This is a genomic window from Streptococcus sp. FSL W8-0197, from assembly GCF_037963785.1.
In the GTDB taxonomy this organism is placed as follows: Bacteria; Bacillota; Bacilli; order Lactobacillales; family Streptococcaceae; genus Streptococcus; species Streptococcus oralis_CQ.
This window is the reverse complement of sequence record NZ_CP150168.1, coordinates 1,003,232-1,028,572: the sequence shown is the minus strand read 5'-3', so window position 1 is coordinate 1,028,572 and position 25,341 is coordinate 1,003,232. Positions and strand designations below refer to the sequence as shown.

30 protein-coding genes are annotated in these 25,341 nt (G+C 38.0%); all 30 read right to left on the bottom strand.

Annotation, left to right across the window (positions count from 1 at the left end):
• Window positions 1–68: 68 nt before the first annotated feature.
• The 30 genes from NYE79_RS05200 to NYE79_RS05055 all read right to left on the bottom strand — a co-directional run bounded on the left by NYE79_RS05200 (window position 69) and on the right by NYE79_RS05055 (window position 25,307).
• Window positions 69–1,058, bottom strand: coding sequence for a lipoate--protein ligase (locus NYE79_RS05200; RefSeq protein WP_049478794.1), 990 nt, complete (start codon window positions 1,056–1,058; stop codon window positions 69–71).
• A 59-nt stretch (window positions 1,059–1,117) separates the two neighbouring features.
• Window positions 1,118–2,821: a dihydrolipoyl dehydrogenase gene (gene lpdA, locus NYE79_RS05195; RefSeq protein ID WP_339293581.1), complete on the bottom strand. Its 1,704-nt coding sequence runs from the start codon at window positions 2,819–2,821 to the stop codon at window positions 1,118–1,120.
• A 45-nt stretch (window positions 2,822–2,866) separates the two neighbouring features.
• Window positions 2,867–3,910 (bottom strand): dihydrolipoamide acetyltransferase, encoded by a 1,044-nt coding sequence (locus NYE79_RS05190; protein ID WP_216728368.1) that lies wholly within the window; start codon window positions 3,908–3,910, stop codon window positions 2,867–2,869.
• Window positions 3,911–4,018: 108 nt separating this feature from the next.
• Window positions 4,019–5,011 (bottom strand): pyruvate dehydrogenase complex E1 component subunit beta, encoded by a 993-nt coding sequence (locus tag NYE79_RS05185; protein ID WP_216728367.1) that lies wholly within the window; start codon window positions 5,009–5,011, stop codon window positions 4,019–4,021.
• Window positions 5,012–5,027: 16 nt separating this feature from the next.
• Window positions 5,028–5,996, bottom strand: coding sequence for a thiamine pyrophosphate-dependent dehydrogenase E1 component subunit alpha (locus tag NYE79_RS05180; protein ID WP_000105373.1), 969 nt, complete (start codon window positions 5,994–5,996; stop codon window positions 5,028–5,030).
• 178 nt (window positions 5,997–6,174) lie between these two features.
• On the bottom strand, window positions 6,175–7,515 hold the full coding sequence (locus tag NYE79_RS05175) for an MATE family efflux transporter (RefSeq protein ID WP_216728366.1): 1,341 nt from the start codon (window positions 7,513–7,515) through the stop codon (window positions 6,175–6,177).
• Between the two features lie 41 nt (window positions 7,516–7,556).
• On the bottom strand, window positions 7,557–8,825 hold the full coding sequence (locus NYE79_RS05170; protein ID WP_000924511.1) for a dihydroorotase: 1,269 nt from the start codon (window positions 8,823–8,825) through the stop codon (window positions 7,557–7,559).
• Between the two features lie 12 nt (window positions 8,826–8,837).
• Window positions 8,838–9,302 carry an 8-oxo-dGTP diphosphatase gene (locus tag NYE79_RS05165; RefSeq protein ID WP_001135768.1) on the bottom strand — a complete coding sequence of 155 codons (465 nt, stop codon included), beginning with the start codon at window positions 9,300–9,302 and terminating at the stop codon, window positions 8,838–8,840.
• Window positions 9,303–9,311: 9 nt separating this feature from the next.
• Entirely contained in the window at window positions 9,312–9,965 is a 654-nt protein-coding gene (locus tag NYE79_RS05160) for a uracil-DNA glycosylase (RefSeq protein WP_001164853.1), read from the bottom strand.
• A gap of 11 nt (window positions 9,966–9,976) precedes the next feature.
• Window positions 9,977–10,732 (bottom strand): DUF4336 domain-containing protein, encoded by a 756-nt coding sequence (locus NYE79_RS05155; protein ID WP_049478789.1) that lies wholly within the window; start codon window positions 10,730–10,732, stop codon window positions 9,977–9,979.
• Between the two features lie 122 nt (window positions 10,733–10,854).
• A complete protein-coding gene (locus NYE79_RS05150) occupies window positions 10,855–11,148 on the bottom strand; it encodes a hypothetical protein (protein ID WP_049478788.1) in 294 nt (97 codons plus the stop codon).
• A gap of 23 nt (window positions 11,149–11,171) precedes the next feature.
• The gene (locus NYE79_RS05145) at window positions 11,172–11,864 is read right to left on the bottom strand and encodes a YjjG family noncanonical pyrimidine nucleotidase (protein WP_216728365.1); all 693 of its coding nucleotides are present in this window, start codon (window positions 11,862–11,864) and stop codon (window positions 11,172–11,174) included.
• A 41-nt stretch (window positions 11,865–11,905) separates the two neighbouring features.
• The gene (locus NYE79_RS05140; protein WP_216728364.1) at window positions 11,906–12,484 is read right to left on the bottom strand and encodes a hypothetical protein; all 579 of its coding nucleotides are present in this window, start codon (window positions 12,482–12,484) and stop codon (window positions 11,906–11,908) included.
• A 35-nt stretch (window positions 12,485–12,519) separates the two neighbouring features.
• Window positions 12,520–14,289 (bottom strand): DUF262 domain-containing protein, encoded by a 1,770-nt coding sequence (locus NYE79_RS05135; RefSeq protein ID WP_084945189.1) that lies wholly within the window; start codon window positions 14,287–14,289, stop codon window positions 12,520–12,522.
• Between the two features lie 305 nt (window positions 14,290–14,594).
• Complete coding sequence (locus tag NYE79_RS05130) at window positions 14,595–15,098, bottom strand: hypothetical protein (protein ID WP_042902252.1); 504 nt, start codon at window positions 15,096–15,098, stop codon at window positions 14,595–14,597.
• A gap of 285 nt (window positions 15,099–15,383) precedes the next feature.
• On the bottom strand, window positions 15,384–15,926 hold the full coding sequence (locus NYE79_RS05125; protein ID WP_042902251.1) for a ClbS/DfsB family four-helix bundle protein: 543 nt from the start codon (window positions 15,924–15,926) through the stop codon (window positions 15,384–15,386).
• 125 nt (window positions 15,927–16,051) lie between these two features.
• Complete coding sequence (locus NYE79_RS05120) at window positions 16,052–16,966, bottom strand: peptidase (protein ID WP_339293859.1); 915 nt, start codon at window positions 16,964–16,966, stop codon at window positions 16,052–16,054.
• Window positions 16,967–17,150: 184 nt separating this feature from the next.
• Window positions 17,151–17,987, bottom strand: a complete 837-nt coding sequence (locus NYE79_RS05115) for an AraC family transcriptional regulator (protein ID WP_339293858.1) — start codon at window positions 17,985–17,987, stop codon at window positions 17,151–17,153.
• 201 nt (window positions 17,988–18,188) lie between these two features.
• Window positions 18,189–18,683, bottom strand: a complete 495-nt coding sequence (locus tag NYE79_RS05110; protein ID WP_042767880.1) for a YkgJ family cysteine cluster protein — start codon at window positions 18,681–18,683, stop codon at window positions 18,189–18,191.
• Between the two features lie 358 nt (window positions 18,684–19,041).
• The gene (locus NYE79_RS05105; protein WP_339293857.1) at window positions 19,042–20,022 is read right to left on the bottom strand and encodes an Abi family protein; all 981 of its coding nucleotides are present in this window, start codon (window positions 20,020–20,022) and stop codon (window positions 19,042–19,044) included.
• Window positions 20,023–20,202: 180 nt separating this feature from the next.
• Complete coding sequence (locus NYE79_RS05100) at window positions 20,203–20,613, bottom strand: hypothetical protein (protein ID WP_339293856.1); 411 nt, start codon at window positions 20,611–20,613, stop codon at window positions 20,203–20,205.
• A 16-nt stretch (window positions 20,614–20,629) separates the two neighbouring features.
• On the bottom strand, window positions 20,630–20,956 hold the full coding sequence (locus NYE79_RS05095) for a hypothetical protein (RefSeq protein ID WP_339293855.1): 327 nt from the start codon (window positions 20,954–20,956) through the stop codon (window positions 20,630–20,632).
• Window positions 20,949–21,377, bottom strand: a complete 429-nt coding sequence (locus tag NYE79_RS05090) for a replication protein (RefSeq protein WP_339293854.1) — start codon at window positions 21,375–21,377, stop codon at window positions 20,949–20,951. The genes NYE79_RS05095 and NYE79_RS05090 overlap by 8 nt, the downstream gene beginning before the upstream one ends.
• A gap of 34 nt (window positions 21,378–21,411) precedes the next feature.
• Window positions 21,412–21,699, bottom strand: coding sequence for a hypothetical protein (locus tag NYE79_RS05085; protein WP_084851287.1), 288 nt, complete (start codon window positions 21,697–21,699; stop codon window positions 21,412–21,414).
• Complete coding sequence (locus tag NYE79_RS05080) at window positions 21,696–22,274, bottom strand: hypothetical protein (RefSeq protein ID WP_339293853.1); 579 nt, start codon at window positions 22,272–22,274, stop codon at window positions 21,696–21,698. Before NYE79_RS05080 ends, NYE79_RS05085 begins: the two co-directional genes overlap by 4 nt.
• Before the next feature lie 95 nt (window positions 22,275–22,369).
• Window positions 22,370–22,552 (bottom strand): hypothetical protein, encoded by a 183-nt coding sequence (locus NYE79_RS05075; protein ID WP_050108577.1) that lies wholly within the window; start codon window positions 22,550–22,552, stop codon window positions 22,370–22,372.
• 248 nt (window positions 22,553–22,800) lie between these two features.
• Complete coding sequence (locus tag NYE79_RS05070; protein ID WP_339293851.1) at window positions 22,801–23,652, bottom strand: DnaA/Hda family protein; 852 nt, start codon at window positions 23,650–23,652, stop codon at window positions 22,801–22,803.
• A gap of 11 nt (window positions 23,653–23,663) precedes the next feature.
• Complete coding sequence (locus NYE79_RS05065) at window positions 23,664–24,506, bottom strand: phage replisome organizer N-terminal domain-containing protein (RefSeq protein ID WP_339293850.1); 843 nt, start codon at window positions 24,504–24,506, stop codon at window positions 23,664–23,666.
• Between the two features lie 74 nt (window positions 24,507–24,580).
• Window positions 24,581–24,796: a hypothetical protein gene (locus NYE79_RS05060; protein WP_339293849.1), complete on the bottom strand. Its 216-nt coding sequence runs from the start codon at window positions 24,794–24,796 to the stop codon at window positions 24,581–24,583.
• A 1-nt stretch (window position 24,797) separates the two neighbouring features.
• Entirely contained in the window at window positions 24,798–25,307 is a 510-nt protein-coding gene (locus NYE79_RS05055) for a hypothetical protein (protein ID WP_339293848.1), read from the bottom strand.
• Between the last annotated feature and the right edge of the window lie 34 nt (window positions 25,308–25,341).

Genomic DNA, 25,341 nt, shown 5'->3' with positions numbered 1-25,341 from the left:
AATCTAATCAGCATGATTATTAAGTTTAACACTAATAAAAGAATCCATCATAAATGGATTCTTTTTCCTTACCCCACTACCGCTTCAGCGATTTCTTCACGGCTGATACCAGCAAAGTAGCGTGTGATGTCAATAGTTTCTAGTGCCTTAAGAACATCTTCGCGTTCATATTTTACGCCACGAAGGACATCTTCTACAGCTGCAACGTCCTCGATACCAAAGAAATCACCGTAAATCTTGATATCTTGGATTTTTGATTCAATGACGTTGACAAAAACTTCAACCTTACCACTGGTGAATTTTGTTCCCCGACGGACGTTAAATTCAGGTGATTTACCGTAGTTCCAGTCCCAAGTACCGAACTTGGTATCTTTGATACGATTGATTTCCGCTAATTCTTGCTCAGAAAAAACGTATTCAGTCATCTCTGGGTACTCTTTTTTCATGTATTCCAATAGCAAATCACGAAATTCTTCAACTGTGATTTTTTCTGGTAATTCATTGACAATATTGGTTACACGGGCACGGACGGATTTCACACCTTTCGATTCAAATTTATCTTTTGAAACCTTGAGGGCGTTAGCAAGGACTGATAAATCAACGTCAAATAACAAGCAACCGTGGTGCATGATACGCCCATTGATATAGGCTTGGGCATTGCCACAGAATTTTTTGCCATCAATCTCAAGGTCATTACGGCCTGTGAACTCAGCTTTAACACCTAGTTGAGCCAAGGTATTGATAACTGGAGTTGAGAAGCTCTTGAAGTCAAAGGCCTTGTTTTCATCTTCTTTTGAAATGATGGTGTAGTTGAGGTTGTTTAAATCGTGATAAACAGCTCCACCACCACTGATACGGCGGACTACCTCAATACCATTTTCGCGAACATAATCACGGTTGATTTCTTCGATAGTATTCTGGTGACGACCAACAATGATAGAAGGTTTGTTAATCCAAAGAAGGAAGATTTGATCCTCATCTAGTAAGTGTTTAAAGGCATATTCTTCCAAGGCGATATTAAAAGCAGTGTCGTTTGAATGATTGATAATATATTTCATGATATCCCTTTATACGATAGAGACTGGAAAACATCTTTCCAGCCTAGTCTATCTTCGTTTTATTTTTTCTTAGGTGAATGGATGGCCATTCCTAAAACATCCGCAAATGCTTCGTACATCACTTCAGAGTAGGTTGGGTGTCCGTGGATAGTCTTCAGCATTTCCTCAACAGTGATTTCCATTTCGATAATGCTTGATGCCTCGTTAATCAATTCTGCGGCTGCAGGACCAATGATGTGCACACCAAGGATTTCCCCGTATTTCTTATCAGCGATAACTTTTACGAAACCTTGAGCAGCATCAGATGCAATGGCACGACCGTTGGCTGCAAAGTTGAATTTACCGATTGCAACATCGTATTTCTCACGTGCTTGTTCTTCAGTCAGACCTACTGCTGCTACTTCAGGGAGAGTGTAGATAGCTGCTGGAGTCAAGTTCAATTTAGCAACAGCATGGTTTCCTTTGAGGGCATTTTCAGCAGCAACTTCCCCCATACGGAAGGCTGCGTGCGCCAACATTTTAGTACCGTTGATGTCACCTGGTGCGTAGATTCCAGGAACAGAAGTTTCCATGTACTCATTGACCTTAATACGACCACGATCCAATTCAAACTCAACATCCCCAATACCTTCAAGGTCTGGAACACGACCGATTGAAAGAAGGGCTTTACTTGCGATAATATCGTCTTTTCCTTCAACTTTAATACGAAGTTGGCCATTTTCCTCGATGATTTCTTGCAATTTTGTACCTGTCAAGATGGTCATACCTTTGCGTTCCAAAATCAAGCGAAGATTCTTAGACACTTCCGCATCCATAGCTGGCACGATACGGTCCATCATTTCGATAACAGTTACTTTTGAACCAAATGTCATGAATGCTTGGCCGAGTTCGATACCGACAACCCCACCACCGATGATTACGAGGCTTTCTGGAACTTCGTTCATTTCAAGAATATCATCGCTGGTCATCACAAGTGGAGATTCCATACCAGGGACGTTAATCTTGCTGACTTTTGAACCACCAGCAAGGATAATTTTCTTGGTTTCAAGCAATTCAGAACCATCTACCAAGACATTCTTGTCTTTAGTGATTGTACCAACACCCTTATGAACAGTAACTCCGTAGCTACGAAGAAGACCCGCAACACCACCTACCAAGGTATTGACAACTTTAGATTTAGTTTCTAAAAGTTTATCCATATCTACAGTGAAGTTTGGATTTTCAATGACAATACCACGGTTTGCTGCATGACCGATGTTTTCGATGATTTCAGCATTGTGAAGGTAGGTCTTAGTTGGGATACAGCCGCGGTTCAAGCAAGTTCCACCGAGTTCAGATTTCTCAACAAGGGCAACCTTACCACCAAGTTGAGCAGCTTTAATGGCCGCTACATATCCAGCAGGACCTCCACCAATCACAACGATATCAAAGGCATCATCGCTCTTGCCGTCGTCGTTTGAAGCACTAGCTGCAGGTACAGGTTTTGATTCTGGCGCAGCAGCTCCAGCTGTTGGGATATTTTCCCCTTCTTCTCCAAGGTAACCGATAACTTCCGTTACAGGGACAGTTTCACCATCTCCTTTGAGGATGGCAATCAAGTACCCATCTTCTTCGGCTTCCAATTCCATGCTGACTTTGTCAGTCATGATTTCCAAAAGGATTTCTCCTTCTTTTACAAATTCTCCGACTTTCTTATTCCATTGGACGATTTGTCCTTCTGTCATATCCACGCCGGCTTTTGGCATAATTACTTCTAAGGCCATGTCTTACTTCCTTTATCTATATCTCTAAAAATAAATACTGTATTTTTAAACCAACATTGAGATTGGGTTCTCAATTAAGGCTTTCAAGTCTTTCATAAACTTAGCACCAGCCATACCATCTACGACACGGTGGTCAATAGTTAACCCTAGGCTCATGATAGGACGAATAACAATCTCACCATTGACAACTACAGGTTTTTCAACTGTTGAGCTAACCCCGAGGATAGCTGAGTTTGGTTGGTTAATAATCGGACCGAAGGACTGAACGCCAAACATTCCCAAGTTACTAATTGTGAAGGTTGAATTTTGCAGTTCGCTTGGAGATAATTTACCATCCAAGGTACGACCAATTACATCCTTAAAGGCTACAACCAACTCTGACAAGCTCATTTTTTCAGCATTATAGACAACAGGTGTCATCAATCCATTATCCATACCAACTGCCATCGCAAGGTTGACATAGTTATGAGTGATAATGGTCTTGCCGTCTTCTGTCAATGAAGCGTTGATGTATGGGTGTTTCATCAATGTTTTCACAACAGCGAGTGAAAGAAGGTCTGTTACAGTAGTCTTCTTACCAGTCGCTTCCATAATCGGATCAAGAACCTTCTTACGAAGGGCCAGCATTTCAGTCATATCAACTTCATAGTTGAGTGTGAAAGTTGGCGCAGTTAGGTAAGATTCAACCATACGTTGCGCGATAACCTTACGCATTGGTGTCATTGGAATACGCTCAATCTCACCATAAGGAGTGATATTGTCTGGAACTTCTTCCACTTTTTCGATTTGAGCAGGAGACTTGATGGTGTCGTTTTCGATATTTTCAGGAAGCAAGGCCAAAACGTCCTTCTTCATGATCTTACCATGGTGACCTGTTCCTTGGATTTCCTGCCAAGCAATGTTATGTTCAAGGGCAATTCGTTTTGCAAGTGGCGAAATGCGAACCACGTTTGTGTCTTTATAAGTTTCCACGTCTTCTTTGTGGACACGACCGTTTGCACCTGAGCCAGAAACGTCGTAGAGGTTGATTCCTAGATCATCCGCTAACTTTCTAGCCGCAGGAGTCGCTCTTAGCTTGTCATCAGCCATGACCTCTCCAATTCTATACTAAGATATTAAGGACGAAAAGAGTTCTGCACCTAAAAGATACAAAGTTTCTCGTCTTTTTTATTTTATTTACATAACTTATATTATGTATTATTCTTTGTTATATGTCTTACGGATTGTATCTTTGATGCTTTCAACTGTTGGAATCATTGCATTTTCAAGGTTTTGCGCGTAAGGCATTGGCACATCTTCTCCGGCGCAACGGCGGATTGGTGCGTCTAGATAATCAAATGCTTCTGATTCTGAAATAATAGCTGAAATCTCTCCGATATAGCCACTTGTTTTGTGGGCGTCGTTGACCAGAACGACCTTACCAGTCTTCTTCACTGAGTTAATGATGATATCCTTATCAAGTGGAACGAGGGTACGTGGGTCCACAATTTCAACTGAAATTCCCTCTTCTGCTAATTCTTCAGCAGCTTGAACCACACGGCGAAGCATTTTTCCATAAGTAACGACTGTTACATCTGTACCTTCGCGTTTGATTTCCCCAACCCCAAGTGGGATTGTATAGTCTGGATCAACTGGCACTTCCCCTTTTTGGTTAAATTCTGACTTGTATTCAAGGATGATAACAGGGTTGTTATCACGGATAGAAGACTTGAGAAGTCCTTTCATGTCAGCAGGTGTACCTGGAGCTACAACCTTAAGACCTGGGATGTGTGTGAACCAAGACTCTAGAGACTGAGAGTGCTGAGCTGCAGAACCAACTCCGTTACCAGCTGCACATCGGACAGTCATTGGAACCTGACCTTTCCCACCAAACATGTAACGTGTTTTAGCAGCTTGGTTGACGATATTGTCCATGGCAATGACCGAGAAGTCCATGAAGGTCATATCGACGATTGGACGAAGTCCTGTCATGGCTGCTCCTGCTGCTGCACCTGAGATAGCAGCTTCAGAAATCGGACAGTCACGAACACGTTCTGGACCAAATTCTTCGAGCATTCCAACAGAAGTTCCGAAGTCTCCTCCAAAGACACCGACGTCTTCTCCCATCAAGAATACATTTTCATCGCGACGCATTTCCTCAGACATAGCAAGGATAATGGTGTCACGGAACGATATTGTTTTTGTTTCCATTTTTATCTCTTTCTCCTTAGTCTGCGTAAATATCTTCAAATGCTGATTCTAGTGGTGGGAATGGGCTTTCTTCAGCAAATTTAACAGAAGCTTCTACTGCTTCCTTGACTTGTGCTTGAATTTCTTCCAATTCTTCTGCACTTGCAATATTGTTTTCAATGAGGTATTTGCGAAGGTTTTCGATTGGGTCTTTTTGTTTCCACAATTCCACTTCTTCACGAGTACGATATTTACCAGGGTCAGATGATGAGTGGCCAAGCCAGCGATAGGTTACACTTTCGATCAAGACTGGGCCATTGCCACCACGAACATGATCTACAGCTTTCTTAAATCCTTCATAGACATCGATGACGTTGTTCCCATCTTCGATAAACATTCCAGGAATTCCATATGCCGCACTACGTTGATGGATATGCTCTACATTGGTCATTTTCTTGATATCCGCAGAGATCCCATAACCGTTGTTAATGCAGTAGAAAACAACTGGCAAGTTCCAAATAGAAGCCATGTTGACTGCTTCGTGGAAGACACCTTCGTTGGTCGCACCATCTCCAAAGAAGCAAACGACGATTTTTCCAGTGTTTTGCATTTGTTGACTGAGGGCTGCACCGACAGCGATTCCCATACCACCACCAACGATACCATTGGCACCGAGGTTCCCAGCATCCAGGTCAGCGATGTGCATAGAACCACCTTTTCCTTTACAGGTTCCAGTGTATTTCCCGAGGATTTCAGCCATCATTCCGTTGAGGTCAATCCCCTTAGCAATAGCTTGCCCGTGTCCACGGTGATTTGAGGTAATCAGATCATCTGGATTAAGAGCCAGCATCGCTCCGACGTTAGCAGCTTCCTCTCCGACAGAAAAGTGAGTCATACCGGGAACTTTCCCCTTTTTCACTAACTGAGCGATTTTTAAGTCCATGCGACGGATTTCTTCCATCTTACGGAACATCTCTAGCAAAAGATTCTTATCTAAAGTTGACATAATCTTGCCTTTCTAACTTTGTACTTACCTTACTATTTTACCTTTTTTAGTATACGCTGTCAAAGTATATGGCTAATAAAAATTCACAATATAAAAAAATAAACCCCTGTTAAAACAGGGATTCTCTCTAGTTAGAGTATTTTTTCACAAAGTGCTTTTTCAGGATATTTTCCAAAAATTAGCTCAATCTTTTCATTACGGTTTTCAGACGCCATTGATACAAACAACCAGAAACAATCAAGCTGGCAATTAACCCAATCCAGTAGGCAAATGCCCCTAAGTCAGTTACTTGATCTAGTAGATATCCTAGTGGTATCGCTACTCCCCAATATCCGATTAAGCCAAGATAGAAAGGAACGATAGTGTCCTTATACCCTCTTAAAATTCCTTGGAGCGGAGACGCAAAGGTATCAGCTAGCTGGAAAAAGAGACTGTAGGTTAGAAATACAGCAGTTGTTTCAATGAACTGAGAGTCATTCCCATATAGACTTGCTACACGATCTCTAAAAATGTAGAGAAAAGATAGGGTAAGACCTGCAAAAATAAGGGCGGTTACTCTCCCCAGACGAGCATAGATTTTTGCATCCTCAAAACGTTTGGCCCCCACCTCGTAAGACACAACAATCGCCATAGCAGAGGAAATACTCATAGGAAAAGCATACATGAGACTCGAAAAATTCATAGCTGACTGGTGACTGGCAATGATGAGCGATGAAAACTTAGCCATGATTAGTCCAACCACGGAGAAAATGGCTACTTCAGCAAATACGGTTCCCCCGATTGGTAGACCTAATCGAACACCTTCCTTGATTTTATCTATATTTAGTGGAATACGTTTTTCAAGATGTAACGCTTTTAACCTTTCTTGTTTGAATAAAACAAGAATAGAAATCCCCAATAAAACCCAATAGGCTAGTGAAGTTCCTAGTCCTGCTCCTGCGCCACCAAGCTCAGGGAAACCGAAAGCTCCATATATCAAGAGATAGTTAAAACCACTATTGAGCGGGAGTAATAGGAGCATGAGGTACATAGATAGCTTGGTCAATCCAAGAGAATCCAACAAAGAGCGAATGACACTGAACAGCAACAAGGGAATAATTCCAATAGACAGGTACCAAAGATAGGAAACTGCAACTGCCGCCACTTGAGCTTCTAGTCCGATGTTGGTTAAGACAGGTGGCGCTAAGAATACTACCATTCCAAGCAAGACCAAAGACAGTCCGAAAGCCAAGTAGATAAATTGGTAAAAATCAGATGCTACTTCTTCCTTTTTGCCCCGTCCCAGATGATGGCCTATGATGGGAACCATGGCCGAAACAATCCCTGTTAAAAAAGTAAAGAAAGGATTCCATAGACTCGTTGCGGTTGACACCCCCGCCAAGTCCATGGTATTGTACTGCCCAGTCATGGTTGTATCAACAAAAGAGGCAGAATAATTGGCAAATTGATAGATCAGAATAGGGAAAAATATCTTAAGAAATAAGACAAACTTGTCTTTAAATTGATGGGTTGGATACATATACGCTCTCTATTCTTATAGTTTCTAGAGCAGAATCCCATCTAGTTTTGGTAGACAATTTGTCCCTTGCAGATGGTATATTTAACCTGCCCTTTTAAAGTTTCACCGATAAATGGGGAATTAGCTGCTTTTGACGCAAAATGGGAGTCCACAAGGCGGTCAGCCTTAGCGTCAAAGATAGTGATATCCGCTGGACCATTCTCAGCCAAGTAACCTGCTTCAAAGTTGTAAAGCTTGGCTGGATTGACAGTCATTTTTTCTAGCAATTCCATCAAGCTCAACTCACCAGCTTCCACCAAATAAGTCAAACCAAGAGAAAGAGAGGTTTCCAAACCTGTCATACCAGATGGTGCTTTGGTGATATCTTCAACATTTTTCTCATCTGCATGGTGAGGCGCGTGGTCCGTTGCGATAACTGTGATAACACCTGACTTGAGACCTTCGATAACGGCACGACGGTCTGACTCCAAACGAAGTGGAGGATTCATTTTGGCATTGCTTCCTTGAGTTAAAAGAAGAGCTTCTGTCTTAGAGAAATGCTGTGGCGCTACTTCTGCTGTGACCTGCGCACCTAGTCCTTGAGCAAACTCCACCACCTTGACACTTTCTTCCTTAGACAAATGCTGAATGTGAACATGGGCCTTGGTTGCATAGGCAATCATAACATCGCGCGCAATCATAGCGTACTCAGCCACTCCTGTCGCTCCACAGATATGGAAATGTTCTTTAGCGATGTTTTCGTTAAAGCCAAGAATTCCATTCAAACCTGGATCTTCCTCATGAAGGCAGATAAAGGTATTGAGTTTTTTGGCTTCTACCATTGCTTCCTTAACCACTTTACTACTTTCAAGCGGAATTCCATCATCTGAAAAACCAACGGCTCCAGCTTCTAAAAGAGCCTTAAAGTCTGTCAAGTCTTGGCCATTAAAGTTCTTGGTAATAGTCGCAACTGTCTTGACGTTAATCTTTTCCTTGGCAGCAGATTGGAGAACTTCTTTCAAAGTCTCTACGTCCGAAATGGTTGGACTAGTATTAGCCATCATGACAACGGTTGTAAAGCCACCTGCAGCGGCTGCTAGGGCCCCAGTATGAATGTCTTCTTTATGAGTTTGACCAGGTTCACGGAAATGAACATGGATATCGACTAGTCCAGGCGCAACAACAAGGCCCGTAGCATCAATTAGCTCTGCTCCTTCTTCCTTGATTTCGGCAGCTATTTTGACAATTTTCCCATCTTGCACTAAAACATCACACACTTGATCCAAACCAGACTTGGGATCCATTACACGACCATTTTTGATTAGTAGCATCTGCTTTCTCCTTTATTCATAGAAATCAACTTGGGTATCCAACAATTTATCCCCATCATAAACAAACTTTGCTGAAAAGAAAGGTTTATCTTCTAAAAGCCACTCAACAAAGGTGTGATCACCCTCCCAAGTTGGCTTGCTTAAGACTTCATCATAGGGAACCCATTCTAAGGTCCCCTCATTGCAGTCAATCAAGTCACCCTCGAACTCTGTCACCTTAAAAACATAGGTGTACCAGTCTAAATCTGGCGTAAATTCAGGAAAAGTGATAACACCTTTAAGTACTGGCTTGGCTTTGAGCCCTGTTTCTTCGAGGATTTCACGCGCTGCACATTCCTGTGGAGTCTCACCTCGCTCTAGCTTTCCACCCACACCAATCCATTTGCCTTCATGGACATCGTTGGGCTTCTTATTGCGATGGAGCATGAGCAGTTCTTTTCCGTTATCAATGTAGCAAATCGTCGCTAACTGAGGCATATTCTCTCCTTATCTAAACCAATCGATTGGCACTTGTCCTGTCTCTTTTAAGAATGCATTGGCCTTGGAAAAAGGCTTGGAACCCCAAAATCCTCTATAAACCGATAAAGGACTAGGATGGGCTGATTCGATAACCAAGTGGTGAGGATTGGTAACCAAGGCCTTCTTCTTGCGTGCATAAGCACCCCAGAGTACAAAGACTACAGGTCTGTCTAGATTATTGACAACCCGAATCACAGCATCTGTAAATGGCTCCCATATCTGCCCAGCATGACCATTGGCCTGCCCAGCAGGAACCGTCAAGCAAGCATTGAGAAGCAAGACTCCCTGCTCAGCCCAAGACGTCAAATCATGAGATTTCTTAACGCCGATATCATCTGACAATTCTTTTAAAATGTTTTGCAAGGACGGCGGAGCTGGGATTGAGTCAGGTACAGAAAAACTCAAACCCTGCGCTTGACCTGGCCCGTGATAGGGGTCTTGCCCTAGAATCACCACCTTCACTTCTTCAAGCGGTGTAGTCAAGAGAGCCTGAAAAACTTTTTCCTTAGGTGGATAAACAGTTCCCTGAGCATAGACCTGTTCCATAAATTGATTGATTTTCCCAAAATAACCTTCAGGTAATTGCTCCTTAATCAAAGCATGCCATGATGAGTGTTGCATCTTTCTCTCCTTTATCGTATCCATCTAAAAGCACGTCTTAATTCATCCGTACCATTTTTAAAAAAGCATAAACCATGTGCAAGTATGATTTTATCCGGTTTCCAGTTTAACATACGGGAAAAGGAAACCTTTGCTTCCCTTTGTCTTCCTAAAAAAGTCATCCGATAGTCAATAGGAGTTTGACCATCAGGGGCTGTTACACGAGCTAAACGATAAATTTTTCTTCGGATTGGACTAGCTATCTTTTCAGGTTCAAAATTCTCTATAAGGTCCGTTACAATGAGTGTTTTAGTCGATTTATGAAAAAACACGACCTCTTCGATGACAGAACTTCCCTTAAAAATAAGTTGATCAATCTCATCAGACCATAAGTCAGGTGCCTTATCAGTTAAAGGAGCATCAAATTCCACCATGACATTCTGACTTTTTGCTCTCTCTTCAACTCCTGGACTAGACCATGCTTGTGCATAAGGATATCTTTTTTTCCAATCTGCAATATAGGCGTAGTGAATCTTATTGGGTGAAATTAGGTAAGCGACTTTGCCCAAAGCGTCCAGTTCAGTAAAGAGCTCCTCATTTGGCGCAATAGGAGAATGAATCCAGAGTTTTCCATCGTTTAACTTTATCACTGTCATACGTGTCTGAAAAGGTAGTTTGAGGACCTTCAAGTCCATTTGTATCAAATCACCATCTGCTATCCAGATATTTTGATCAACTTCCTTTAGTGTATACAATGGTTCATAAAGAGAAAGTTCTGGTCTTGACATCGTTTACTATTCCTTTATTTTTACTGCCTCTATTATAGCAAAAAGTGGCTATCTAAACCACTTTTTACAGTTCTTATATATACTGTTATTGACCCTATTATTTGACATTAGTATTCACAGTATCAATCAGCCATTAAAAACTTTTCGATTGTATCAATAGAATAGGAAAGTTGATTATTTACAGACATCATCCGTTCAAGATTAGCGTCCATATAGTAGAGTTCAGATAAACCACCCCTAGGGAGAAAGAGTGAATAGTGGATATTCATCTTCTCTCGAGTACTTAACTCTATATGATTGCTTATGATATACTTTAACTCTTTTAACGAATTTACTTGAGCAACCACACCTTTTAACTGATACTGCTCGATGAGATTTAGTAAGTTATCAATCTCTTCAATGACTTTAATTTCCATATCAACACCTCTTAGGGAAATCACTACAAAGCATCTAAAAAATTCAGCAAGTCTTGGTAAGAATGAACTTCATAAGTTGGCTGGGCTTGTGTATGATTTTCGAGGTGATGAGGATTGTACCAGATAGTGTCAATCCCTGCATTATTGCCTCCTTGAATATCAGCCGTTAAGGAATCTCCGATCATCAGCGTCTTTTCTTTACTAAATCCTACAATCTGCTGACCGATTTTTTCATAGAATAGTGCATCAGGCTTTTGCGTCTGCAACTGTTCAGAGATAAAGACTTGGTTGAAATAGGGAGCCAGACCAGATTGAGCCAGACGACCCGTCTGAATGGCAGTAATCCCATTTGTCGCAGCATACAAGTCATAATCACATTCGATGAGGCTATCCAAAAGTTCATGAGCACCCGAAAGAGTTTGTCCCTGTTGGGCTAAGTAAAATTGGTAACGCTGGGCCAGTAACCTACCATCTTTCTCCAGTCCAAAATGAGCAAATAAACGAGAAAAGCGCGTGTTAATCAGTTCTTGTTTACTGATTTTCTTTTGCTCCAAGACCTTCCAGAGAGCCTTGTTCATAGGAACATAATAGTCTTTATAAACTTGAATATCCGCAACTCCTTCTTCCTTTAGAAGTTGCGTCAAAGCCACATCCTCAGCAGCATCAAAATCAAGCAAGGTGTGGTCAAGGTCGAAGAGTAGAAATTTGTAGGGCATTGAGTTTCCTTTCTGAATCAGTAAATTTCTCTTTCAATATATCATACTGCATCAGAACGATATATTGTTTTTTGAAAGTTCAGATAATCTATCAAGTTAATAACTTTATTATTTTCTGCCACTTCTGAAATAGTATCAGTCTCAAATCCATTTGCTTGAGCAAATTGAATTGTATAATTATATACAAGATCAAATAACTCATCAATTTCAGAGTCAAGTTTCAAAGTAAGTAGTTCTTTTTGATTATCCTGTAAAAATTTCAAGAAATTATCGACCTCTTCCTCACTTACTTTCCCCTTTTGAGCTAATTGAATGAAATGAAGTAGCTTTTCTATAAGTTGCTTTACAATCTTTTTATATCTATTAGAAATAAATGCATAATAAGCAACACCACCAACAGCTAGAATAGTTGCACCAATAGTAGTTACTAACACATACTTATTTTTTGCAAGGCCTTTAACGACCTGTTGAGCTGGTTCTCCTACCTTTACTTCTTTTAGATGCTTTACTATATGGCCAGACGAATTTCTGATTATCGAACCATAACGTTTATAAATTCCAGAGTCTAATCCTTTCTGAATATTTAATGGAATTTCTATTGTAACTTGATTTAATGACATAATTAAAACTTACCTCTTAATTCTATCGATCTAGTTTATTCAAAAATAAAATCAGCAATTCGTTTTGCAGCTTTTTCAGTTGCCAATTCAATGTCAGCTTTAGTCCAAGTGTCATTTACATAATTAACAAGAGATTTAGCTATTGGGAACTTACTACCTATATAGCCATGACCACTTGTGATTGTATTCTCTCTTTTTGTTCTAAACCAAGCATCTCCAATTCCACGATTAATTTCGGATTCAAGGAGAATCTTATTACCAAGCTTCTCAGCATAATCCCTGAATTCTTCCTGGCTTTCTAATCCAGCATCTGACATAATATTTTCTCGATTTAAACCACTTTGTGGCATAATATGTTCAATATCAATATTTCCATCTAAATTAAAGTCAATACCTTTTTCCAATGCAAATAGGAATTCATTTACATATAGAATCGAATTTGAAACACCACTTTCAGTCAAAGTTTGTTTAACATCTTCATAAATAAAATTGTTATGAATATGGTTTCTTATTTTTGAAATAAGTTCGTCTATTGAAATTGAATCGACTTGACTATACAACAAATTTATTTCTTCTAAGAAGCCTTTAAAAAGTTTATGGCTATACGAGAGTTCGGATAATTCAATTAAAACTCCAAGTCTAAGTAAGTATTCCAGATATGTGTTGTCTTGTCTGAAAAATAGATAACTACTAACAAAAGGTCTTAAATTACCGTTTAATTTGTTTATCAATTGACCATTGATAGTATCAGATACTCGTTCAAAATTGTTTATGATTGTATTTTGATCAGAAGTAAACAGAATATCTTCATTCAATAGATGCTTATTTTTTGAGAAAAAGGCTCTTATACCAGGATTTCTTCGATCAGCACCGTTTTGTTCTGAGAGTTTTACGAAAATATAATGAGTAATTAACGCATTCAAATCTAATCTAGATGAATCGGTACGTTGTACAATCTCTTGCCAATTTTTTTCGAAGTTCTTCCTATCTGATGCATTTGCAGTGGTCTTAGATACGATTACTTCAATTGGGGTCAATGGGACACCAGTCCCATTTAAAGAATTGAAAATATTTATTGCTTGATCGGTATTATAACTTGTAATGGTGATTACTTGGCAGTTATCAATGAAATGGTTAGCAAAATTGATGAGTTTAAAAACATTCAAATCATCACACATATTATAAAAATATCTAAAGTTTTTATAATAATTTGTATAACGATTATCTTTTTGACGACGATAAATTTGATAAACTTTCTCTTTAATCGAAGTGAAATCTCTACCTAACAAGATAGTAGTCATCTCACTAGCATATTTTTCCGAGATTGAATGATTTAGATACTTTATCCTATCCTTACTAGGATAATACAATCCATCAACGAAATCATCTTTTTCGTCATCTGAAACATTGAAAAGCATTGTAACAATCTGCTCTTTAAGACCATTAAGACGTTTCACTAATCTGCGTGCATCAGTATCTAGAGTCGGTTGAAGTTCAAGCTCCTTATCAATCTTCAATAAGATTGCCTTAAGAAGTAGCATAAATGTCGTTGTTCTTTGCTGGCCATCAATCAAGGTTACTTCATGCTCTTCTCCAGATTCTTGAGCAATGAGAACAGCTCCAAAGAAATAATTGTCTTGAGAACTATCATCGAAATTTTCCATATGAAGATTAATATCTTCAATGAGTTGTTCACATTGTGGTACTTGCCAAGCATAGGGTCTCTGATAGGTAGGAATATAAAATTCTGATTTTTCAAAATAAGATTTTATTGTTTGTAAAGCCGGTTGAATATCGTTTCTCATTCAGATTCTCCAATAATTTATTCTGATAATATTATATCACGAAAACACTGACAATAAAAATCAATACAAGTTTGAACGAAGTAAAATTTTGTATAGCGATAACATCAAACTTACTTTTTCCGCACAATTAGTAACTTCATTTTCAATACTCTATAAAATCCTTTGGAAGCAATAAATTTCAAAGAATCAAAATTTGCAGGGCATTTAGTTTTCTTCCTGAATATTCATTAAGAACATTATAGTATAAATGAAAATTTCAAGGTAACATTGTTTGAATAACTTAAACTCTCCAATACTACACTCCCCTACCCCAACTCCTTGGCTATTCTGCTTTTTTCAAGTTTTCCCTTGGCAATTCTTTTCCATAAAACAAGTGGGTTCAAACTATAAGATAGGCGTACAATGTAGTAATTAAGCCATTCGATAAAGGCAAAAAGCTCTATCAACGTGGCTAAGACAGCCACTTGGACACTTTGCGTGTTCCAGACAATAAAAGGAAAGCCTGAAATAAGTAAAACAAGGTCTAGTATTCTGAAACAACCATATATTTTCCGCACATTTCCACTTCCGAACTGAGGTTTCGACAGCCTTCTAATCAAAATTGCCCAATAGATTGAACCTTGAAGCAAAATAAATGTCAGTAAAGACAAAGGATAAAGAATAGAGATCAAACCATTCCAATCGCCAAGCCTATTTTTCAAAAGGAAAAAACACAACCAAAAGGATAGAACGGCTGCAAGCTCTCCCAAGCAGAGGGACACCAACTCTTTTCTAACTTTCTCTTTTTGTATGCTCATCATCTCACCCATCTATCTATCATCCTATATCAGAAAAAAAGCTATTCGAATGATTTTCTAGTCAACAGTTCTCAGAATCAAGCTATTCTAAGCATCGAACAGCTCAATTCCTTTAATATCAGTGTAATTCGAAACTTAGAATTACATTGATATAAATGTTTTGGTGCTATTCTAAGTTTATGACAACCCTAAATTTTAATTTTAGAAGGATTCTAAAGCTAGAATGGCTCAAAAATCACGAGAACTATGCTATTCGAAACTTAGAAGAACCTTTTCTAAACCTCATGAGCACTTCAATTAACGTTTCTTACAATTTTTCTGATGAGCTTTGAGTTTTTTCAGAGCCCAGTCATAGTGACTGGAGGTGCTACTGACAAAGTAGGAACCTAGACTTGTCCCACCCGTCCATTTATAGGTACCTTTTGTGAACAATTCGTCATTGCTGAAGCCTTCCATTAACTCTAAAACCTTTTTATGCGATTGATTGAGGAGTTTGGTCGCTTCTTCTACGGACGTTTTCTGATGCTTCTTCCAAATAGCGACATTCATTTCCCCATAAGTTTTCCAATTATAAGGTTCAGGGAGAAAAGTTCTTTCTTGACCTTTTTGATTAGAATGTACCCAAGTTAAAAGTAATTGCTGCCATTCATATAGATGGATCAAAACATCCCGTAGATTTTTATCTCTATTCCAGTGAGCTTCTTTTTTCTTTTGGTCTTTTGAAAAATCAAAAGGAGTCTGTAGCTCCTCTTCACTTAATTTAGATATAAAGTGATTGAGCTTTTCATAGTTTTCCTTAGAGGCTAACACTAGCTCCTCTTTCGTTTTTGGTCTAGGCATGGGAGTTCTCCCTTCATTTTTAAGTAGAATAAGCTATTTTCTTACTTCATTATACCATAATCAAAAAGCAGTTCTTCGTTTTACGAAAAACCGCTTTTACGAACTATTTTTTATGCTTATAGTCACTACTTTACATATAAATCTTTAAAGAGACCGTCTACTTCTGCTATCTGATAGAGCAAGTGGGACAGTTCTTGGTAATCTTCTTTTAAACATGAAAGGTGGGCTTGGCCAAATAAAGAAGCCAATTTCTCTTTTAATCTTGCCCCTTCGGGATCATGGTTTTTTAAGAATTTACTGAGATAGAGATTTCGAACAGCTGCAAGTTTAAAGCTGAAATACTGATGCAATTGTTTTTGCTCGGTATTTAAGCCGTTTTCAGCAACTACTTTTGCATAGCATTCCAAAACACCGTTTTGACCATTCAGATATCGGTTTTTCATAATCTTTGCTGTTTCCTGATAGATTTCAGTCTGACTAGGACTCTTGACCTTCTTAAAATTTCCCCACATGGAGTAGGCTCCGCGCTTATAGTCAATAGCCTCTGCCTTCCATGCTTCTAGTATGTCATTAAAAGCAACCTTCATACAGGCAAAACCAGCTGGATCGTGCAAATAGAGGTACTGATCATCAATGTCATACACGGTTACAAAGTGATCCACACCATAAAGGATTGTGTGATTGGGATTGTAGGTCAGATGGCCCATATCAAGAGGCCCCAGTACGACAGATCCATTGGACAGAAATGTTTCCAACTTTCCTTTAATCTCTTCCAAATCTACTTCCGCTCCATCTTTTAGATAGAAATCCTCATAGTCAAACCCTAGTATTTTTAAGGAATGGGAGATGGAAAGGTCTGGCATTCCATTATCAAAGAATACTAGAGGGTGCTCCTCATCTTCCTTTACGATACTAGCGCCATTTCCCATCACCATAATTGCCTCTAAAAAATCTGCTTTAAAGTCATAACCATAGGTTTCTAGTGCCATTGCCAATGAATAGCTATAGCAAAGTGACACATCTCCAAAATACATCTGCATATTCATGCCTCCTTATCTTCTATGGGACTATTATACCGAGAAAACTATTCTCATGCCCCATAAAATCCAAACAAAAAATAGGGCATGTTTGCTTTACGGACATGAATTTCCACAATAAAAGACTCTGTAAAAGATATCTTCTACAGAGTTAGTTTTGCATCTTTATAAAATATCAGAAAATTATCTAGTCCTTGATCACTGGTATCCAGAGTTCCATTTGATAGTCTGGTGACGACATGTCGCCTTCGGAATAGACTTCAAAATCTGGAGCACCTGAATGACGATAGCCAGTTTCGGGGAAAAAAATCTCTAGAACATATTTCCAAGCATGGTGAATGCTTTCTGGTATTGGGCCTTTGACTGGTACGATAGCATATTCAGCTTCTGCGATTTCTTTGATTGATAGACCCAGTTCTTCTGCTTTAGCTTTATCCGTCACATCATAAGCAGCCATATAGTTGATAATTTCGCCTTCTTTAACATCCGAGCAGACACCAAAGAATTGGCCACTGCCCAGACTTTCTAGGCTTTCTAAGCTGTGATTGGCATAGAGCTGCTCCCATGCAGACGGACACTGGCTATTGTCAATTGCTTCCAATAGGACTCCCGCTACAGTAAAAGCGGCTTTCTTTTGAATCTTGATATCCATGTTCTTTCCTCCTGTAATCTTTAAGGATAATTGAAGTCTAGGAAAGACCCGATAAGGTTTTCCATTTCGAACTTCTGACGGGGTTGCACCATGGAATTTCTTAAAAGCTGCGCTGAAGGCATCCGCAGACTCATAGCCATATTTCAGTCCTATATCAATGACTTTCTCAGTGGTTTCCCGCAAGTCTGTCACAGCTTCTGACAGCCTGCGATTGCGCAAATATTCTGCCAAGGTCATATCTGCCATGATGGAAAAGAGTCTGCTAAAAAGAGGATAAGAATAGCCTGATAGCTGCTGAAATCTTTTCATATCCACTTCTCCAGTCAGCTGCTGCTCCAAATAATTCATGGTTTGATTGAATTGATGCATCATATTCGTTTCTTCTTACCTCCACAAGATACAAAAGTCCTTAAAAGCAAAGTGAAAATAGAAAAATTGACGCTAGAGCTTCTAGTCCTAGAAATTTTTTCTTTTTCGAACAGCTTTTAGGTCGTGTTCAATTCTATCTATAGTCTATCAGATATCAGATACTTTCGCACTAGAATCTTTGTACAAGATCTAAAGGTGCAAATTCTATAACTTATCTTTTAATTTCTCAACAAAGAGATAGGCTGCAGGGCAGGTCAAGGTATTCTTAATTGTCAAATGATTAATTTGATGGATTTTTTTACGATCTGTATGGGGGAATTCACGACAGGCCTTGGGACGAACATCATAGATAGAACAGAGATTATCTCCCCCTAGAAAGGGGCAGGGCATGGATTTGAAAACCTTGTCCCCATCTTCATCAACTTGTAAAAACTCTGCTTCAAAGGCTGGTAATTTCATCTTGAAATACTTAGCAATACGAGTAATATCTGCTTCCTTGAAGTCAGGTCCCAAGGTCTTACAACAGTTAGCACAGGCAGTGCAATCAATCTCAGAAAAAACTTCTTCGTGAATTTGCTGGGCTATCTTATCTAAGTTTTTAGGAGGTTTTTTCTTTAGATTGGCTAAGACTTTTCGGTGCTCCTTTTGCTTTTGCAGTGCTAGTTGGTGGTAATACTCAATATCAATCTCTTTAGACATAATTTCTTTCTAATACAAGTGTTTTTGTCTATTATACCATAAGTTATTTTTCATTTTGAGTATTGTACATAAAAAGCCCTTCGGATAAAATCCGAAGAGCTTAAAACGTTGTTAAATCAACGACCGAACTGTTGAATTTCAAGGTTCGGGATAAAACAGTTCACTGAACTATTTTATTTTTTCAAGTTATCTTCCTATTATCTAGAGTATCAAACTACACTTGTTTTTAATCTTCCTTTTACCAAATACGGATTAATCAACCAAATAGAAAAAGATACAGTATTTTTAAAGGGTAACAAAAAAGGTAGTACATTTATGAGTTCAGCAGGCAAGAAAAAAGCACCTTTAGGGGTGCTTTTTATCTAGTTCTTCTGCGTGCCACTGGTTTCCTAATCCGCTTAGATTTAATCAACCTCATCGTACTAATGGATTTAAAACCATAATATTTGGCATTATTATCGTCTCTAATAAGCTTATCTAGTGAATTAACGATATCCTGAAAATGGTACTTAGGGTTAATTTTATCCATCATATAACTAATTATAAGAAATGGTAATGCAATTCTATTTGAATAAACCCCTGGTTTCAATTCGTACAGATAATCTTTCCACTCATCCTTTAATTGAGGAACTGTTTTAAATTTAAAATCAATAATATTTGAATTATGGGCACAAATATTTCTAACTAGATTGATACATTTTAACCAAGATATTAACTCTGAATTCTCACAATCAAAAAAACTAGATATCTGACCAAGTTTCTTCACTGACATCAATTCTAACATATTAACCATTTGACCGAACGTAAGGACATTTACGGCAAGCCAAATAGGCGGATATTTTGATTGATCAGTTTTTAATTTTTCATCTATTTCAGAATTAGAAGATTTCCTTAACTCAATCAACAAATTTTTTTTGAATTTATTTTCACTATACCGAAGATAGTGCTTACAATACTCCTCTTTATTACACCAATTTGAGAAATTAAGATAGCCATAACTATTTAAATTACTCCTACCTAAAACATAAGCTATCTTTGTTTTTAACGCAACCTCAATATCTTCAATTGCGTGTAATAGATTCAACCTCAAATTTTTATCTTGATAGTATCTTGAAATAACAATTTCAAATTTAGTATTTTGGTAATCAATAGTTTTCTGTGTACCATTCTTTGTTATCTTTGCAAATGGTTTAGCAAATTCTTTAATTTTATAGTAGGAAACCATTGACAAACTATTTATTGCCTTTTTCCTAGATGCGTCGTTCTCAAAACACATTGACCTTGATTCAAGGAGTGTTATTTGTTCTTCATAGCTTTTATGTTCAAAATGCTCAATCATAGTATTCTCACTTAACATTTTTATAAAAAAACCTCCCATCAGAACGTATCTGCGCATATGCGTGGGAGGCCATTGATATCTTACATGATAATTATATTATATAAACTTCAAAAAAACAACTATTTTTATCAAATTTTTTATATTTTTCATCAAGTTTATTATATTTTATCATACAATCAACTAGATATCTACCAATTCATGATATGCTCCCACATTCGGTAATGGAATAATACTAAAATACAAATCTGAGTAAGTTTCAAACCATTTATTTAGCTTGTTATAGGCTGGGGACTGACTAACAAATAATATACGCTGACAAGCTCCGATAACATTCATGTGATTATACACATAAACCTCTTTAATAGCCGTTAAAATATCATCTTCACTTGTCTGTACCCTAATATCTGTTATCTGCTTAATCGTAGCATATTTTTTGTATGTTAGCATATCTTTATTTTTAGCAGCATCAAACATTTTACGCTCAAGGACACTATAGTTAGGATTTTCTTTGTCTCTCATGAAATACCATTTGAGCCATAAAATCTTTTCCCTATGAATTACTGAAATACGCTCAATTTTCTTCTTTGGCATGATTACCTCCTCATTATCAGTCTAATAGCTTTAACCACTCACTTTTTGAGATTGTTGTATAAGGTTCATCTAGCGCGTGGTATAAAGGTTCTAAACCTTTGTTAAATCGGATATAGTCCATTTTATCCTCATGAGTTGGAAAATATAATATTTCTGTTTCATCTTCATTTAGACTACGGTTACACCAATCATTAACGATAACCTGTACTTCCCATTCACTCCACTTTTTAAGGTTTTCTAAAAGTTCAATATCACTAAACAACTCACCATCAACTTGGAAAAATTCTCCCAAATCATCGTTACCCTCGACGATGATAACTTCAGGCGTATTTCTACTACTCAATAACTCCTTGAGTTCTTGTAACTCTTTTATCTCCTTTAGATACTTCCTCAATTTCTAACCTCAATTCTTCAATTTGTCTTACTACTCCAAAAATTTCATGAGTTTTATATGATTGTTCAAGTATAGCTTTTGCTGCTTGAGTTCTTATAAACGGGTTAACCTTGGCATCCATCATAATATCATTAAGTACAGAAACAGCATTGGATGAGGCTAGATATAGCATCTGTGTAGTTTTATCCATCATCTCATCTTGTTTTAGTCTCAATGTTTTTTTAACTGCTGCAACTTTTAGATACTTATGACCTGTTGCCCTTGACACCCCTGCTTTTTGGCACGCTTTTTCTATCGTTGGCTCGGTAAGCATGGCATCTATGAATTTAATTTGTTTGGATGTAAGGCCATCATTTTCATTTCCTGCCATCTGTTACCTCCTAAAATTAAAGAAAAAATCTCCTTTATCCAGTCAAATATGCAATCACTTTACTAATACCCCTACTAATTATTTGCTTTAGTCTCTGCGATTGTGTAAATGGTGACGGAGGCAAAATTTCCCCTCCATCGTAAGCTTGTACAATGCGCTTGGCGTATAGGTTGGCCGATTTTATTTGATGTTTCGGAACTTGCTCAAGTTCTAAAATATCAGCATACAAATTAAAAGCTTTTTCTTCTAATTTGGTATCTTTTAGTAAATGCTGCAAAACAAGTATAAACACTAATGCCGTATGATATCTCTTATAGATCATCCAAGATTAACCCCTAAAGCACGCCCAGCAGTGTACAACTTTTGGTAAGTATCATAGTCCAATGGTACTCCATTGGCTAATGAATGATTATCAGCGCCAATAAACGTCATTTGTCCTTTGAAAGCCTTTCTAAAATCGTCATTAACAACGTGTGGTAGCACTTGTTTATTAAGCTCGGATGGCTTCTTAGTGTAAAGTCCTAGCAAAGCAACGGTTTCTTTAAAACTGTCCAGTGTACGCTTTGTCAGTTCTTTAACTTCTTCATTTTGCCCCCATTGCTCAATTAAATACGCATTATACAACTCTTCTACTTCACGTAATTTACTAGGTACATCTTCATCAAATTCACTCTGTAAGATGTTATATCGGCTCTCAACTCGTAAGATATAATTTTCTAATTCTGAAACTTTGTTGTCAGTTTCAAATGAAAAATTCTTTTCCCTAGCGCTCTTAGCTTGTTCTAATTCATTTTTGGCAATATCTAGTTTTTGTTTATAATCATCCATCGCATCACGTTTAGTATTTACTTGAGATACAATAGATTGAATTTTTGGTAGTACATTTGATGTTGTCATTTTTAAATCCTCCTTATGGCAAAGAAAAGAACCCGACACCATAACAAAGCTTAAACTCTGAAATATGCGTTGGGTTCTTCCTCTAGCAATCTTTATTAAATTAAATTATCAACATGTTCAGTCTTTTTATATGGTACGCCATCCCTAAAGTGGATTTCAACGCTACCATGACTTAGGTTATTGATTTTTTTAATTATACCACCTTTCTCTAAAATTATCCAGCCTTGGCTTAATAATTCAGATACTGATTCCATCGGTTGAATATCTTTAAAATCCATATTTAAAACTCCTTTATTTCAATTTATTATAATCTGAATATCCCTAGTCTATTGATTTGACTAGGCTTTTAAGGTTCGTGTTCTAAAATACTACCCTTTTTGTGTACCCAATAGTTGTTTTTTTCGTCATTGATTAAATTACCATGCTTGATTAATTTGGCCGAGGAAAGCATAGTAATTTTTTAAGAGGGTGATTTCTCACTCTGTGAAAAGTGTCTATTTTTGTTTAGGTTTGTAAGTCAATTACTTCAGTTTAACTGCTTTACTTTATTTTTTAACTGATTAATTGAGTATCGCTTGTCCTTGATAGTGAATGACTTGAAAAAGTTACCCTCTAGTCCAGTTCTGACACGGCTGGCCACTCGTTCACTATACAAGCTAACAATCTCTGAGCTGCTTAGATTGGTAGTAATAATGGTTTTATCTCGGTTACTGAGAATATCAAAAATAAACTCTTCTTCCCAGACTGATTTACCTTTACTACTAGCGTTGTCCGATTTTATACCTAAATCATCAAGTACCAGGTAATCAACCTCTTTCAGCATTCTTGAGTAGTGCCCCTCTAGACTAGTAGGAGAGTTAAAGCTCTCTCTAACTCGTCTAAGGATTTCTGTTAGATTGACAAATAACACGCTTTTAGGCTCTCCTTTGGCCTTGTAACCCTCGTTTATGGCCTTAGCAATGGCTACGCTCAAATGGCTCTTTCCTATCCCTGTAGATCCTGTAAATAGGGTATTTCCTGTCATACCGTCCAGGTATTTATCTACCTGCTCCCTAGCAAATGCTAATAGTTGCTTTTCCTCGGCTGTCTCAGCTATGAAATTCTCAAAGCTAGCCTCTTTAAGCTCCCTAGGGATCGTACTGTCTCGCATAAGCACATTATAGGTTTTCAGGTACGTCTCAGCGTTTAGGCTATTATTTACTCCCTCTTGCTCTTGCCTATCTATTTGCTCCTGACAACATTCAGGGCAAAACTCTTGTATACTTCGTTCCTTACTGCCTCTTATCGGCGTTGATATTTGCCAATAATTGACCTTGTGAACCTCACATACCTTATCACTAATTTTTCTGTTGTTATATTGCTCAAATTTATTTTCCATTGCTCACCCTCCTAAAATGGGTTTTCTTCTGTTCGTGTTTTCAGCCATTCTTCACGGCTAATAGGTTCTGCTTGATGTTGGAGATGCTTTTTAGTTTCATAAGCCTCTTTATCTTTCTTGACTTGCTCAACTGTTCTAAGTCCTTGCCCCTGCCATCTTTCAAGAATTGAACGTGTATATCTGATAGACTTTCCAGCATTTAAGATAGTTTCATTGAGGGCATAGATTAACAACGCTTGACCATGAATCTCTAGTAGATCCTCAACCTCTGCTATCATTGTCCCATTAACCGACATTTCACCAAAAGCTTGTTTGAGTTTTTCAAAGATTGGATTTTTGCCACCGCCAGCACCAATATTTTTTGAGGCGTTAGCCTCTTTTTGCTCTAGCTGTAGCTCTATCTCTTTCTCTATATCTATCTCTTTCTCTATCTCTGTTGGACACGAGTTGGAAAATGTCAAAGATGGTTGGACTTCTTCCAATTTTGTTTTTTTTCGTTGTTCACGTTTATAGTTTGCCCAGTTTGTTTCACTCTCAACCAAGGCTTTTGCCTGTGGTAGTTCTGCGTTTTTATCTTCGTCAATCTGTATTAAACCGCATTTTGTAAAGTATGCCATGGTCATATCTATATCATCTTCTGATACATCTAATTTTAGTGCTAGTTCTTCCTTTAGATTGTCAAAGTAGCCCTCATAGTATAAAATACAGTCACTTTCCAAGCTCTCTAGCATGAGCCTAATATAAATCACTGTCATAGTGTACCCACCAGGTACCGTCTTTAGTCTCTTGATAAAAATATTATCAAAAAATTTCTTATCAATTTTTAGCCAAAAATAGACTTTTGTTTTTGCCATTGTCCCCTCCCTTGCTCATTTATAATTCTCTAACTTGATTAGTTTTAATACTTTCTTACGATTACTTGCTAAACTCATTCAATTCCTCCCCATACATTGATCCCTGTAAGCTGAATATAACGCCCATAATCGGGGGTTAAATCCCTGTTAGGTGTTTCTATCGCCTGTGTGTTTTCTCGCTCCATTTGGGCGCTTTTTTTGCGGTCTCGGTAATTTAAATAAAGCAGCAAGCCGATCAATACCACCATAAAGATTACCGACTGTGTATTGGTTAAATCTAATTCATTCATGTTAACCCTCCTCATGAATCATCATGCCACGGGTATACTCAATCGAACTTGTCCATAAGTCCAAGAGATTCTTTTTACCTCGTTTTTTCTTGGCAATATCAACTGCCAAAAGTTCCCATACATAATTTAATAATTGACTTTGATCCATAGGATAGTCATTCTCTCTAGTTATTTCCGCTAGATAAGCGTTTAAGAAAAGAAATCCATCAAATCTAGAAGTTCGTTTTATAAAATCAGTGTTACCCCAAAAATTTCCATACAATGATCTTTCTTTCCACTCCAATTCTCCTATTACTTCAGCAATTACCCTCTGTTTCATCATTTCCGTCTGTTCCTTAAGCGTTTGCTGTTGCTCATGGTATTCTGTGCCGGTTAGTTCATTGTAGACATCATCCAAGTCATTCAATACCCTACTGATTGCTCTTTTAGCTATGATATTTCTGATCCCTGTAAGACTTCCTTGTATTTCTTCTAAATCTGTTGAAATAGCTTCTAATTTATCTGCTAACATGTTTTTACCTCTGTTTCTTTGTTTGTGTGATTTT